Raw genomic sequence first — 15,210 nt, 5'->3', positions numbered from 1 at the left:
CAGTCTTATCGAATTAAGATAAGGGCTGCCGGGTTTTAGTGTATATGGATTTTTATTTCATAGCGTTTCTGATGGCGTTCAGAAGTTCATCATATTCTTCATAAGCCGGGATCTCCGGATAGTCTGCTTTGATCTTCTCTGTGCTGCGGAACAGGAATCCTGCCTTGCTTGCCTGGATCATGCCAAGGTCATTGTATGAATCGCCGCTTGCGATGGTGTCGAAGCCGATGGACTGGAGAGCTTTTACAGTAGTTAACTTGGATTGCTCCACTCTCATCTTAAATCCTGTGATCTCGCCGTTCTCTGCAACTTCCAGTGTATTGCAGAATAAAGTAGGTCTGCCAAGTTTCTCCATGAGAGGTGCTGCGAACTGTGTGAAGGTATCGCTGATCAGGATTACCTGAGAGAAAGAACGAAGCTCATCCAGGAATTCCTTCGCACCTGGAAGGGGATCGATCTTCGCGATCACATCCTGGATCTCTTTCAGACCAAGTCCGTGTTCTTTCAGAATTCCAAGTCTCCATTTCATCAGTTTATCATAATCCGGCTCATCGCGGGTAGTTTTCTTCAATTCCGGGATTCCACTTGCTTCTGCAAATGCGATCCAGATTTCTGGTACTAATACGCCTTCTACGTCAAGACATGTAATATACATAATGATAGTTCCTCCTCTTGTTTCCTTTGTTGATTGCTGTTATTACGGGGTTATCCTGCACCCGGTAATATTGATGACTTTTATATTTTATCGCTGTACTTAATGAAACTATCTTAACATATTCTTATTGGGGTTGCAATTATTAAAATAAGATATGATGCTGGATTTCCAGCAGATCGTTACTGTGAACGGAGTGAACAGTAACAGCAGATCTCCTGATATTCGCTGAGAATATCTGAGATAGTCTTCATGTCCTCGAGCGTGTTTGAAAAATCATTCCTACAATCTGCACGCCCCACTTTGTGGGATATTTCACCCGAATTCAGTTGCCGTAGCCCGCTACGGCGCCCTCATCCGTGCAAAATCTCCCACAAATTGTGACGCACATCTTGCAGAAAGCCTTTTTCAAACACGCTCTCGGGCGCCTTTTCCGTACATCGGATGTTCGATAATGTTTTCTGAACCATGATATAAAATTATAGACATACAGATCCTCCCTGAAGATAGATGTAATATTTGTAATTACTGGTATTATATTTCTGTAGCGATATAATATCAAATGTTATGTGAATATATTTCAAAAAAAATCTTTCTCAAAAAGAAGTTGACAATTCATAGATACATCCCTATAATAGTTGAAAGTTAGGATACGAACTATTAGAATGCTAACTAATTAAGAAGTTATGAAATTTCCCACCTATAGATTTTGTCTGTATGCAGAGTTTTGGAGGTGGGATTTTATCAGCTTAAAGGAGGTGTGAAGTGTGGATGAAGAGCTGAAAATTAAAGTAGAGGATATGCATATGGGAAGACTGGTCGGGATTCTTTCCCATCAGATGATGCGGAATGGAAATAATCCGTCGATTGTGATGGAGTCAGATGAACTGACTACATTGCAGAAACATGTGCTGAAGTTTATTCTTCTGGAAACTTTGCACCATGACCTTTATCAGAAGGATATCGAGGAGGAATTTCAGGTACGGAAATCAACTGCTACAAGTATGCTTCAGCTGATGGAGAAGAAAGGTTTTATTTACAGAGAAAGTGCAAAGCAGGATGGACGTCTGAAACGGATCGTACCTACAGATAAGGCGAAAGACATTCTTCCGGCGATCCTTGAGCACATTGATAAGACAGAGCACTGGCTGGAAAAAGGAATTCCGAGAGAAGACATAACTCTGTGTAAACAGGTACTGTGGATGATGCACAAGAATCTGGAAGAACTGCAGCGAAAACAAGGTTGCGATTCTAAAAATGACAGTAAAAAATTGTAACTGTTCAGTATTTGCAGTCAGCGGACTGCTGAACAGTTACAGAAAATTTATAATTAAGGAGGACATCGACAAAGATGAATAAGAAACTTTTACGTTCAGTCCGGGAATACAAGAAGCAGTCTGTACTGGCTCCGGTCCTTGTAATCCTGGAAGTACTGATGGAAGTTCTGATTCCTCTGGAGATGGCGAAGATTATCGACGTAGGTATTGCAAACGGAGATATGAGCTATATCATCCAGCGTGGAGTCATCCTTGTTGCAATGGCAATGATTTCCCTGTTCTTCGGCGTACAGGCCGGAAATATGGCGGCAGTTGCAGCAGCAGGATATGCGAAGAATTTACGACACGATATTTTTTATAAGGTGCAGGATTTTTCCTTTAAAAATATCGACCACTTTTCAACATCAGGTCTGGTCACACGACTGACCACTGATATCACAAATGTACAGCAGGCATACATGATGAGTATCCGCCTTCTTGCCAGGGCACCGTTTATGATCATCCTGTCATGGATTATGACACTGACGATCAATAAACCGATCGCAATGCTTTTCCTGATAGTTGTTCCTGTCCTTGGCGGTACACTGATCTTTATTGCGAAAAAGGCACATCCGCATTTCATCAAGGTCTTTGATGAATATGACAACCTGAACAATTCCGTTCAGGAGAATGTAAATGCCTCACGTGTAGTTAAGGCTTTCGTAAGAGAGGACTATGAGATTGAGAAATTCCATGGAATTTCCAGATATGTTTATGATCTGTTTACTAAAGCAGAGAAAATCGTTGCATGGAACTCACCGGTTATGATGTTTGCCATGTATACTGTAATCATTATCATTGTTGCAATTGGCGGAAGAGGAATTGTTCTCGGTGGCATGGAAACCGGTGAGCTGACAAGTATCATTGTCTACGCACTTCAGATTCTCATGTCCCTGAACATGGTAACTTTCGTGTTTGTTATGATCATGATAGCAGAAGCATCCACAGACCGTATTGTAGAGGTTCTGGATGAAGTTCCTGAGATGCAGGATAAAGCTGATGCAGTAAAGAATGTGGCAGATGGTTCCATTGACTTTAATCATGTAGATTTCAGCTATGCAGGAGAGGGAGGAAATCTTTCCCTGAAGGATGTAAATCTTCATATTAAATCCGGTCAGACAGTAGGTATCATCGGCGGAACCGGAAGTGCAAAGTCTACCCTGGTGCAGCTGATCCCCAGACTCTATGATGTCACAAAGGGTAATGTCCAGGTGGGAGGCGTGGATGTACGCAACTACAATCTGGAAGTACTTCGTGACCAGGTTTCCATGGTACTTCAAAAAAATGTGCTGTTCTCAGGAAGCATCTATGACAATATTCGCTGGGGTGATGAACATGCCAGTGAGGAAGAAGTTCGGAGGGTCTGTAAGCTGGCCCAGGCAGATGGATTCGTCAGTGAGTTCCCGGATGGCTACGATACAATGATCGTTCAGGGCGGTAACAACGTATCCGGCGGTCAGAAGCAGCGTCTGTGTATTGCAAGGGCTCTTCTCAAGAAACCGAAGATCCTGATCCTGGATGACTCTACCAGTGCAGTAGATACAAGAACAGATGCCCTGATACGTAAGGCTTTCCGCGAGGAGATCCCGAACACAACAAAGATTATTATCGCACAGCGAGTTTCTTCTATTGAAGATGCAGATCAGATCATCGTACTGGATGACGGTAAGATCGCAGGTGTGGGTACTTCAGAAGAACTGCTGAAGACAAATGATATTTACAGAGAAGTATATGAATCACAGGTCAAAGGAGGCGGAGACGATGAATAAGAAGAAAAAATTAGACCAGAACACCATCCAAACTGCCAAAAGACTTCTGAAATATATGACAGGAACCCATAAGATACAGTTTATCATCGTATTTATCTGCATCTTTATCAGTTCCGCAGCAAGTATTGCAGTATCCCTGTCCCTGAAATTTCTGCTGGATGACTTTATCATCCCGCTGATCGGACAGACAGATCCGAACTTTGCAGAACTCTATAAGGCACTTGCAGTCCTTGGCTGTATTTTTGCACTTGGTGTGATTGCCACATTTATTTATACCCGAATGATGGTTTATATCGGTCAGGGTGTGCTTAAAAGTGTCCGTGATGATATGTTCGAGCATATGCAGACTCTTCCGATCCGCTATTTCGACCAGAATACAAACGGATCTGTCATGAGCCTCTATACTAACGATACAGATACCCTGCGTCAGATGATCAGTCAGGCGATCCCACAGGCACTGATGGCACTGTTTACGATCGTGGTTACCTTTATTTCCATGTTATTGTTAAGTCCGCTGCTTACGATTCTGGCAGTTGTGATTATTTTTATTATGCTGAAGGTTACCAGTAAGATTGGTTCCAACAGTGGCAAATATTTCATCCGTCAACAGGTATCTCTGGCAGATGTGACCGGTTTCGTGGAAGAACGAATGAATGGTCAGCGTGTGGTAAAAGTTTTCAACCACGAAGATAAATCAAAAGAAGAATTCGATAAACTCAACGAAGCACTTTTCGAGAGCTCCGCAAATGCCAATAAATACGGAAATATGATGGGACCGGTGATCGGTAACATCGGTAACCTGCAGTTCGTACTGACAGCAGTACTTGGCGGACTTCTCTCTGTAACTGGTGTGGGTGGCATCACTCTTGGTGTTATGGCTTCCTATTTACAGTTCACAAAGAGTTTCACTCAGCCATTTATGCAGGTGGCACAGCAGTTCAACGCCATCGTTATGGCACTTGCAGGTGCAGAACGTATCTTCAAACTCATTGATGAGAAACCGGAAGAGGATGAAGGTTATGTAGAACTTGTGAATGCAAGAAAAGATGCCAACGGCAACATTACAGAATGTAAAGAAAGAACAGGTATGTGGGCATGGAAACATCCGCATTCCGCAGATGGTTCTGTAACTTACACAGAACTGACCGGAGATGTTCGTTTCGAAGACGTTACATTCGGATACAATCCGGATAAAGTCATTCTGAAAGACATCAGCCTCTTCGCAAAACCTGGACAGAAACTTGCTTTCGTAGGTTCTACAGGCGCAGGAAAGACAACTATCACAAACCTGATCAACCGCTTCTACGATATTCAGGAAGGTAAGATCCGTTACGACGGAATCAATATCACCAAGATTAAGAAAGATGACCTGAGACGTTCTCTGGGAATCGTACTTCAGGATACGCACCTGTTCACAGGAACTATCAAGGAAAACATCCGTTATGGTAAACTGAATGCCACAGATGAGGAAGTATACGAGGCAGCAAGACTGGCTCATGCTGACCAGTTCATCAAGATGCTTCCAAAGGGCTACGACACCATGTTAAGCGGAGACGGCGAAGAACTCTCCCAGGGTCAGCGCCAGCTTCTCTCCATCGCCAGAGCAGCCGTAGCCAACCCGCCGGTACTGATCCTGGATGAAGCAACTTCAAGTATCGATACCCGTACAGAAAGTATCGTACAGAAAGGTATGGATAACCTGATGAAAGGCCGTACCGTATTCGTAATCGCTCACCGACTCTCAACCATCAGAAACAGCGATGCCATCATCGTACTGGATCATGGTAAGATCATCGAGAGAGGCGATCATGAAGACCTCATTAAGATGAGAGGAACTTACTATCAGCTGTATACCGGAAAATTGGAATTATCATAAAACCGAATTGGTCTAACCAAAAAGTGCCTGTCAATCGTCAATAGTAACAGATTGGCAGGCGCTTTTATATATATATTACTGATAAAACCGAAAATTGTACGAAATATGCAAAAAGTGAACGTAAAATTGTACAATATAACGGACTGGTACCGGTTGACAAATTTTTGTCCCAAGAGGTATAATATGAGAAGCATGGTGAAACGTACGAAACTGAATATGGAATTGGCAAACCTGGTGTGAGCCAGGGACGCAAAGCTTGGAGCCTTTGATAAAAAAGTATTTACATACATAAGAGGAGTATTAATCCGGGAAGGATTAATTTATAAGGTAGTTCGGCTGCAATTATTTTTTATCAAAGAATAATTGTGGCTTTTTTTGTATGTTAAAAGTCAGAAAAAGTCAAAAATATGACTTAATAAAATCAAAAATAAGCATCAAAAAGAAACATTTCTGCACAGAAACAAATGCAGTGAGAAATAAACTTGGATGGAGAGCATAATGACTGAAAAAGAGCTGCGGCGTTTAAGCCGCACAGATTTACTGGAAATGCTCCTGGAACAGAGCAAAGAAGTGCAGCGCCTGCAGCAGGAGCTGGAGGAGACGAAGCAGAAGCTGGAAGACCGGAGACTGATGGAACAGGAAGCCGGATCTATCGCGGAAGCAGCACTTCGGATCAATAAGGTATTCGAGGCAGCACAGCAGGCAGCAGACCAGTATCTGGAGAATATCAGACAGCATGCAGACAGGCGGGAGAATGAAAGCATTCAGCATGAGGAAGCATAAGAAAAAAGAAATTACTTCCCTGCCCACAGTCTCACAGCTGGAGGCAGAGTTAAACAGAAGTAAATACAGGCACCGGTTTTATCAGGTGCTGCGCAATACCATCGGTACACTGATCGCAGTAGCAGCCGCGGCAGTTCTGATCGCCGTACTGTTACTTCCGGTACTGCAGATATATGGAAATTCCATGTATCCCACTATTCAGGAAGGTCAGATCGTGGTATCTGTGAAAGGTGCAGATTTCACCCAGGGAGATGTGATCGCTTTCTACTATAATAATAAGATTCTGGTGAAGCGAATGATCGCAGGTCCCGGAAGCTGGGTAGATATCGATGAGAAGGGAAATGTCACAGTGGACGGCGACCCCCTGGACGAACCCTATCTGGTAGAGAAGTCTCTGGGAGACTGCAATATCAAACTCCCCTATCAGGTGCCGGATGGCAGATACTTCGTGATGGGAGATCACAGATCCACTTCCATTGACAGCCGAAATACATCAGTAGGCTGCGTGGCAGAGGAGCAGATCGTAGGAAAGATTGTATTCAGGCTTTGGCCTTTGAGTTCAGCAGGTCCTGTGAAGTAAGGGGAACAGGAAAAGGGAAAAGGAGAGATGTCAGATGAAAAATACGTTGTTGCATCAGGCGGCGAAGTTCAAGCTGCAGAACCGGAAGCATAAACGCTGGCAGAAAGCGGTCAGTATTCTGGCATGTATAGTAGTTTTCTGTACTGTATATGCGCTGATCCTTCCGGCACTTACTGCAGAGGGAACTCCTCACTGTGGAATAGAAGAACATACTCATACGGATGAATGTTATGAGAACCGTCTGATCTGCGGGAAAGAAGAAGGCGAAGGAGCACACACCCATACGGATGAATGTTATACCCAGGAACAGACGCTGATCTGCGGACTGGAAGAGGGTGAAGGTGCTCATACTCATACAGAAGAGTGCTATGATGAGGAAGGCAATCTGATCTGCGGACTGGAAGAGAATGAAGGACACCAGCACACAGAGGAATGCTACCAGACAGAGGACATTCTCACCTGTGACCAGGAGGAGAGCGAAGGACATCAGCACACAGCAGAATGCTACGAGCAGGTACTTGCCTGTGGTAAAGAAGAGCATGCACATTCACTGGCATGCTACTCTGACCCGAATGCAGATGTAGAAGATGCAGATACATGGCAGAATTCTGTAAGCTCTGTATCCCTGACAGGAAACTGGGGCAGCGATCTGGCAGCCATCGCCCAGACACAGATCGGCTACAGAGAAAGCACTTCCAATTATAATGTAGCAGAAGACGGCGCCACAATGAACGGCTACACCCGCTACGGCGCATGGGCAGGCGACCCGTACCGCGATAACTGGTCCGCACAGTTCACAGACTTCTGTCTCAGCTATGCAGGCATCCCGTCATCCGCAATGGTACAGCCATCAGACTGCTGGGAATGGGCACCGGTCTCCAAAGAAGGCTACACCCCGAACACCGGCGACCTGATCATCCTCGACGGCAACCAGGACGGCACCCCCGACCACGCCGGAATCGTCCTCAACGCCAATGACGCCCAGGTAACTACCGTGATCGGCGACTCTGATAAAGAAGTAAAACAGAATACATACAACCTGGACAACGCGATCATCGTCGGCTACGTAACCATGCCACGCAACCCGAACTTCGACTATGGCGACGCAGAACCGGCAGCGGACGATGCAGACGCACAGGAACCGGACAATAATAATATAGAAGAAACTCCGACGGCGGAGCCGGAGGAGACACCGGAACCAGCACAGGCAGCTGAAGAAGACGAAGATGATGCACCGGAAGCACTGGATGATGAGACGAGTTCTATGGCAGCTACCGGAGAAGATGGAGATGCGGTTAATCAGCGTATTAAAGTTGAATTGTCAGCATCAAAACCAGAAGATAACACTGGCGAGCCACTTTCTGCAAAAGTTGTATCAACATATTCTCAGGCAAATAATCCTAACTCTAAAGCAACTGTTTATGTTAAAGTTGGAAAGCTGCCAGAAGGAGTGCATATAGAGGGATTTAAAAATGGAAAGCGGACTGTAAACTATAATGGTGGAAAGGATGCGCTGGAATTAGAACTAGTGGAGGAAAATGGAGAATATTATATTAAATATGAACAGCCTGCTGGTTCTACAATTGAGTTCGATGTAGAGTTGAGTTCTACAAATGGAACAATGCCCGCTAAGACACAGATGACGTTATCTGTAGATGAAACCAGAACGAAAGCTCCTGAGGGAACATCAGGAACAGATTATTTAGGTGATTCTCAAACTCTTACATGGGTTGCAAAGAATGAGTGGTATCCGGTTTCAAAGAAAGTAAATAATCAGAAGCAGGCGTATACAGAGGTATCAGGATCAAATCTGACAGGAAATTATGAATATACTATTGAAGCAAATCACTCTAATGGAGAAAATTATGGTGAAATCTGGACAGATTATGTGAAAGTGACAGATATATTTACCTTGCCTGATAATATATCATTCCCCAAGGGGGTAAAAGTAAAAGATGGAAAGGTTGTAACTTCAGATGAAGAAACAATCTTGGAATTTACAAATTTGCAGGGAGGAACTGTCGAGAATCTGAACATTAATGGAAAGACAGTTACTTATACTCTAAAGATTCCGAATCAGAATATGAATGGTAATGTTCCAACTAAGGAACAGGCGCATCTTAACCTTAAGATGCAGTTGAATGCAAGTAAACTGCAGGTGCCGGAAGATTACAAGAATCGGGAGAATTCAGAAATTCAAAAAGATATTATCCGGAATCATGTTAAAATTGCGCCACATCCATATAAAGAATATCCGGTTAAAGAGACAGAGGATGATGCACTTATTATACCTTCCAGGGAACCGGAAAAGATTGTTGTAGGTAAAAAAGCAGATAATACTAGTGTTAAAAATGGTGTTAAAGCGGGAGATACTATTACTTATACTTTGTCAGTGAAAAATGAAGGTACAAATGAAATTATAGTAAAAGACTCGAAAGGTAATTATTACAAGGTTACTGATACTTTACCGCAATATTTGGAATTAACGGATGCACAGATAGCAGATTTGAAGAGCAAGAATATTACTGTAACTAAAAATAAAAATAATGGTATTTACACTCTTGAATGGATTCCAAGTGAAAGTAATATCGCATCTGGTGAAACGAAAGAAGTTAGTTTTACGGTAAAAGTAAAAGATGCTGATGATTCAGCCATGAAGGATTTGAGCAATAACAGTGATATTTCTAATCAGGCTCAGTATAAAAATCAATATACAGAGAACGTAAAGGTTAAATATCATAAAGGCTATACAACTGTAAAAAAGGAATCAAATGCCAATGGTGTATTGAATAATGGAGCTGAAGTTATCTATAAGATCACTGTTGAAAATCCAACAGATATTCCGGTTGCTAATGAAACGCTTAAGGACGTGTTGCCGAATGGACTGGAATTTATATCTGCGCAGTTTAATAGTACGGAAATCACAAAAAGCCAGAAAAATATTTCGTTGAGTGACGGGCATAAAGTTGACTTTGATGTGAATGGACAGAATCTACAGTGGACTGTTGATAAAATTGGTGCACATGAGCAACTTACTTTTACATACAAGTGTAGAGTAAATACAGATAAAACAGGTGGAAATACTGTACTGAAGAATAATGTAACAACTGGGTCAGGCGGCAGCGGTAATACAGATATTACTGTAAAGAACCCGATAGTAATAAATAAAACGGTTGATAAAGATACAAGTAAAGTTTATTCAGATGAACAGGAATTTAATTATACGATTACTCTTAAGAATGATGAAAGTAATCCAAACAATGTAAAAGATCAATATCTGACAGATGAATTGCCAACAGGAATGATATTGGGCGACAGCATACATCTTATTAAAAAAGTTAATGGAATAGAATCGACTGTTAGTTGGATTGATTTTTACGAGAATAAAAATGGTAGTGTCCGAGAAGGAAATGCTACATTTACAGCCCAATTCGGAGATAGAACAGCCGGTGTTACATTTGAGAGTAACAGAATAGTTTTGAGATGGTTAATTGATGAGCTGAAGTCAGGGGAAAAGGTTACTATACAGTATCCGGCGAAGATTATCCTGTCAGATGAACAGAAAAAGAATGGAGGAAGCTATTCATTTATCAACACAGTTAAATATCTGGATCGTTCTAAATCTGTAACTGTATACGGTGGGTCAGAAAAAGGAAAGTTGTATTTGCAGAAAACGTTTAATGGATATTCGCCATATTATTCTGAGAAGGAATATCAAAACAAGTATGGAAATATTATATTTAAACTTACTGGAAAGACATCAAGTGGTGAGCCAATTCAATTTGAAGATGGAACTTATGAAAAAGAAGTAAAATATTCAGATTTCAGCTGTCCAAGCTGGGATAATTCCCGTTGGGGTTATACTTTTGATAATCTTCCAGTAGGGGAATACACGCTGGTAGAGACTAATGCTGATGTAGAAGGAAAGGAGAGAACAACTACTTACAAGGCAAAGGTTGTAAAAGCAAAGGATGCTACAGATATTACCGGAGAAAAGGACGTAATATCTTCTGAGAATGCATCATTTGAAGTAGTTGACAGTGCTTCGACTGATAAAGCTATCAGGGTTACTGTTGATAATAAATATGAGAATCCCAAATCTGTGGATTTACAGAAAAGTGTATGGGGAATTTATAATTATCAGGAAAATAGTAATCTGAGTAGTGGAACTCAAATTGCCAGTAAGGAAGTTTTTACCAGCTCAGGTAAAAAAGTAATTGGATATACTATTGCAGTTATTAATTCAGGGGAACAAACTGTTGAAATATCTGATATTCAGGATAGTATTCCGGAAGGATTAACATATAAAGGATTGACCACAAATCGTAGCTGGACATGGACAGCAGGATATACTTCAGCGCTAACGGATAATATAGTTACTGCAGAGGGAAATTATGCACCTTGGTTTTCTGGTTTTGTAAATGGAGTGCACATTGCTGCGACAATAGATGGTCAGGAACTTTCTATGAAAGTAACAGGGGATGATAATAAACCGTACAAATTACAAAAAGGTCAATTGATTCTGTTTTGCGTAGTATGTGAAACAAATGATAAGCTAGTTGAGAATGTGCCTTTGACAAATACAGCAAAATTAATTGTAGATAAGGATGTTAATTATAAGGATTATGAAGAGATTAAAACAGATAACACTGTTAATGATGCAAATCAGAATAATGGTTCATCCAAAGACGAGGGAATACAGAATGATAAGCGGGTTATATCATCAGAGGTAACAATTACGCCGATTAACCAGATCATACCGGGTATTGAAAAAAAGGCGGTAGGTTATATAAAAGCAGGTGATTCTAAATTAAATAATATTAATACGAATGATAATATTTCTCCGCAGTCAGCTGTAAAATGGCTTGTAACACTTTATAATGATGGCGTTTTGGATATGAGTAATTATAAGGTAACAGATATAGTAACTGATCCATTCCATCTGATTACAAAAGATGAGGCACAAAAATTACATAGGCAAGTGATAAAAGAAGCATATAAATATACAGTTTATTATGCTAATGGACAAAAGAAACATGAGGAAAATATTACTGAGGCTGTATGGAATTCTATAAACGATACGGAAACAAATGACTTTGAATTTAATTTCGCTGATTCCCAATATGATATTCCTGCAGGCGGCTATGCAACATTGGAATTATATACAGAGAATGAAGCCATTACAAATTATCAAATTTATACCAATACAGCAACGCTTATTCCAATTCAGGAGTTCAATGCAAATGGAGTAAAATCCGGACACGGAGAACTTGTAAAGAATGATGATGGTGAATACATTGGAGTAAAAGCCAGTGCATCAGTGAATGCGTTGGGAGAGTATGGTACTGTATCATGGAAAACTATTACAGAAGAGGGAAATTCATCTAATACAGCTAGTGGATCAGATGATAAAAATTATATCACTGTAGAGAAAGACGTTGATGTGATTTACAGAAATCATATTAGGAACGTAAGCAGTAAAAAGATGAATAATCTGGTGATGATTGATTTACTTCCTGGTTTGAATGACACTGGTGTTGTAAACCAGAAAGACATTAGAGGAAGTGAATTTACAGTAGCATTTGCTAAAAATCTCAATATTTACAAGTTGGATAAAAATAATCAGTCAATACCTGTATCAGGATATACTGTAAAATATTCAAGTGAAACATCATTTACAGAAGATGAATTTAAAGGAAAACTTGGAGATGAATGGCATGATACATGGCTAGCTACTGACAAGTCATTTGTAGTGGTATTAAATGGAGAGATTGATTCCGGCGATACACTGGTATATGAGTATAAAGGAAGATTAGGCAATGATGCTGCACCAGGACTTATCGCATGGAATAGCTTTGGGTACCGTTATCAGGTTGAGGGAAAAACGGATGGAATTATTGCAGAACCACCAAAGGTAGGTGTGAAGATTCCTGCTTCAAGTCCAATTATCAGAAAAGAAGTAGTTGATTCTAATGGAAAAGTTCAGGAAGCTGATGAAACCAAAAAGTTCCAATTCAAGCTGAAAGATGGAGCCACAGAGCTTGCAACTTTTGAAGTGTCACAGGGTGGTTACAAGAATTTTAAAGATATTACAGACCTTGATGGAAAATCGATTGCTTTGGAAAATGGTAAAACATATACAATAGAAGAAGTAAATATTCCAGAGGGTTATGAACTACTTGGTATTGGCGAGGATGGAAAAAAATTAAGTCCTAGTTCTTATAGCTTCGTATACTATGAGAAACAAAACATAATAATTCTTGCTAAAAACAAGATAACTGATAATGGGTACGAACTTCCGGAAACCGGTGGAATCGGTACTAACAGGTTTACAGCAGTGGGACTGTTAATGATGGTGGGATCACTTGCAGGATTTATGTTAAGACAGAAACGCAAAGGGCAGGAGTAGAAAATAATCTACTCCTTACCCGGACAAGATAACTTATAATATCAATATTAGCAGAAGAGAGCTAATTTTGGATATACGTTGGTTTGAAATTTGGCGATATTTTAAATCAACATACAATGCGCAATGCAAATAGCGTGAGAAAAGAAAGAGAGGGAAAGTTATGAAATTTTCAAAAAAAGTATTACCTATGGTACTGGCAATGGCTATGGTACCGGCAATGAGCATGACCGCATTTGCGAGCAATGCATCTACACCAACTACTGCGTCAACGACGGTAGATATATCAAAACATACTTTTTACGCATATCAGATTTTTACTGGTACATTAGTGGAAGGAACGAATACGCTTTCAGATGTGAAATGGGGAGACGGTGTAAACTCGACTGATCTTTTGAAGGCATTAAAAGTTCCGAAAACTTTCAGTGATGGTGTGGATTTCAGTAAGTGTAGTACTCCGGCAGATGTAGCAGATATTGTTGGAAAGTGGTCAGACAATTCGAACAATGCGAAGACATTTGCAAAGTTAGTAGCGGCCAATTTAACAGACGTAAAAACTGTAGGTACTGAGTCGGGAAAAGCTACTTTACCCAAAGCAGGATATTATCTGATTGTTGATGCAACTGCTGTATCCAGTAAGGATGATGCAAGTAACCTTTCTCTTTTGGAAGTGTCTAAAGCAGAAACTGTAACTGTTAGGAATAAAACAAGTAAAACAACTTTGGAAAAAAAGGTTAAAGACGTTAACGACTCTGTATTAAATTCTGAAACTACGTGGCAGGATTCAGCTGATTATGATATAGGTGATCATATTCCTTATCAGCTGACAGCTACACTTGGAGATTTGGAAAATTATGATACTTATAAATTAGTGTTTCATGATGAGATGACCCATTTAAAACTTGACGAGAATTGCGAATATTCTGAGCATGCTTTGAAAGTTAAAGTTGGAGATAGAGAGCTTAACGATAATGAATATGCTTTAAATGTAAATCAGAATAAGAATGCTTTTGATATTACTATTGCTGATGTTAAGACACTTGGTGGTGCTGAGGGAATGAATGTTACTGTAGAGTATTATGCAATTCTCGGAGCTGATGCAGTAATTGGAGCTACTGGAAATCCAAATACTTCTTACCTCGAATATAGCAATAATCCAAACAAGGATGGACTTGGCAAAACAGCACCAGATAAAAATATAGTATTTACATACAGTGTAATTGCGAATAAAAAAGATGAAGATGGAAATCCTCTTGCGGGAGCTGCATTTGAATTATGGAAAAAAGATGCAGCTGGTAAGTGGAATTCTGTAAAGGTCATTGGAGCAACTAAAACTAACGATCCTAATACGGGAAAAGATGTATATACTCAAACAGAAACAGAGAAAAATAATAAAATATTTGAATTTAAAGGCATTGATGATGGTGAGTATAAGCTTTCGGAAGTTGTGACTCCTTCAGGATATAACTCAATTAGCGACATCACATTTACTGTTATTGCTGGTCATGATATTCTTGCAGATAATCCTCAGTTAAGAAGTTTAACAGCTGGTGAGCTCTTTATAGCTCAGACGGAATCTGGAAAATTTACAGGTGCTGTAACAGCTGACATTGTCAACAAATCTGGTTCTCAGCTTCCAGAAACCGGTGGTATCGGTACAACAATTTTCTACGTAGTTGGTGTAATCCTTATGCTTGGCGCTGGCGTTCTTCTTGTTACAAAGAAACGCATGAGCTCTAACCGCTAATCACGAACTTACATAAAGAAAAAAGTTATAAAGTAATACAAACCCTTCAAAGGAGCAGGAAGTCATTCCTGTTCCTTTGGG

General features: G+C 40.6%; 8 protein-coding genes, 2 pseudogenes and 1 riboswitch. Of the genes and pseudogenes, 8 read left to right on the top strand and 2 right to left on the bottom strand.

Annotated elements, in window-relative coordinates; genetic code table 11:
* Positions 1-52 precede the first annotated feature (52 nt).
* Together thrH and R8695_RS17790 are read right to left on the bottom strand one after the other, a co-directional pair.
* Positions 53-655: a bifunctional phosphoserine phosphatase/homoserine phosphotransferase ThrH gene (thrH, locus tag R8695_RS15800; protein WP_118509113.1), complete on the bottom strand. Its 603-nt coding sequence runs from the start codon at positions 653-655 to the stop codon at positions 53-55.
* A 247-nt stretch (positions 656-902) separates the two neighbouring features.
* Positions 903-1,043: pseudogene (locus R8695_RS17790) on the bottom strand (DUF6783 domain-containing protein).
* Here R8695_RS17790 and R8695_RS17785 point away from each other — a divergent pair.
* The 8 genes and pseudogenes from R8695_RS17785 to R8695_RS15755 all read left to right on the top strand — a co-directional run.
* Positions 981-1,124: pseudogene (locus R8695_RS17785) on the top strand (DUF6783 domain-containing protein); the annotation flags it as partial. The pseudogenes R8695_RS17790 and R8695_RS17785 overlap by 63 nt on opposite strands.
* Positions 1,125-1,419: 295 nt before the next feature.
* Complete coding sequence (locus R8695_RS15785) at positions 1,420-1,929, top strand: MarR family winged helix-turn-helix transcriptional regulator (protein ID WP_308418791.1); 510 nt, start codon at positions 1,420-1,422, stop codon at positions 1,927-1,929.
* A gap of 74 nt (positions 1,930-2,003) precedes the next feature.
* Positions 2,004-3,737 carry an ABC transporter ATP-binding protein gene (locus tag R8695_RS15780; RefSeq protein ID WP_154779474.1) on the top strand — a complete coding sequence of 578 codons (1,734 nt, stop codon included), beginning with the start codon at positions 2,004-2,006 and terminating at the stop codon, positions 3,735-3,737.
* On the top strand, positions 3,730-5,613 hold the full coding sequence (locus R8695_RS15775; RefSeq protein ID WP_118509116.1) for an ABC transporter ATP-binding protein: 1,884 nt from the start codon (positions 3,730-3,732) through the stop codon (positions 5,611-5,613). The genes R8695_RS15780 and R8695_RS15775 overlap by 8 nt, the downstream gene beginning before the upstream one ends.
* 214 nt (positions 5,614-5,827) lie before the next feature.
* Positions 5,828-5,957: riboswitch (cyclic di-GMP riboswitch) on the top strand.
* 154 nt (positions 5,958-6,111) lie between these two features.
* Positions 6,112-6,396, top strand: coding sequence for a DNA repair protein (locus R8695_RS15770; RefSeq protein WP_118509117.1), 285 nt, complete (start codon positions 6,112-6,114; stop codon positions 6,394-6,396).
* Positions 6,368-6,976, top strand: a complete 609-nt coding sequence (lepB, locus tag R8695_RS15765; RefSeq protein WP_243139423.1) for a signal peptidase I — start codon at positions 6,368-6,370, stop codon at positions 6,974-6,976. Before R8695_RS15770 ends, lepB begins: the two co-directional genes overlap by 29 nt.
* A gap of 34 nt (positions 6,977-7,010) precedes the next feature.
* Entirely contained in the window at positions 7,011-13,385 is a 6,375-nt protein-coding gene (locus R8695_RS15760; RefSeq protein ID WP_154779475.1) for an LPXTG cell wall anchor domain-containing protein, read from the top strand.
* Positions 13,386-13,545: 160 nt separating this feature from the next.
* Positions 13,546-15,129, top strand: coding sequence for a SpaA isopeptide-forming pilin-related protein (locus tag R8695_RS15755; protein WP_154779476.1), 1,584 nt, complete (start codon positions 13,546-13,548; stop codon positions 15,127-15,129).
* The last annotated feature ends 81 nt before the right edge of the window (positions 15,130-15,210 follow it).

The sequence above is a fragment of the Blautia luti genome (genome assembly GCF_033096465.1).
Taxonomy (GTDB): domain Bacteria; phylum Bacillota; class Clostridia; order Lachnospirales; family Lachnospiraceae; genus Blautia_A; species Blautia_A luti.
The sequence above is the reverse complement of the archived record's forward strand: the minus strand, read 5'-3'. Positions and strand labels throughout refer to the sequence as shown.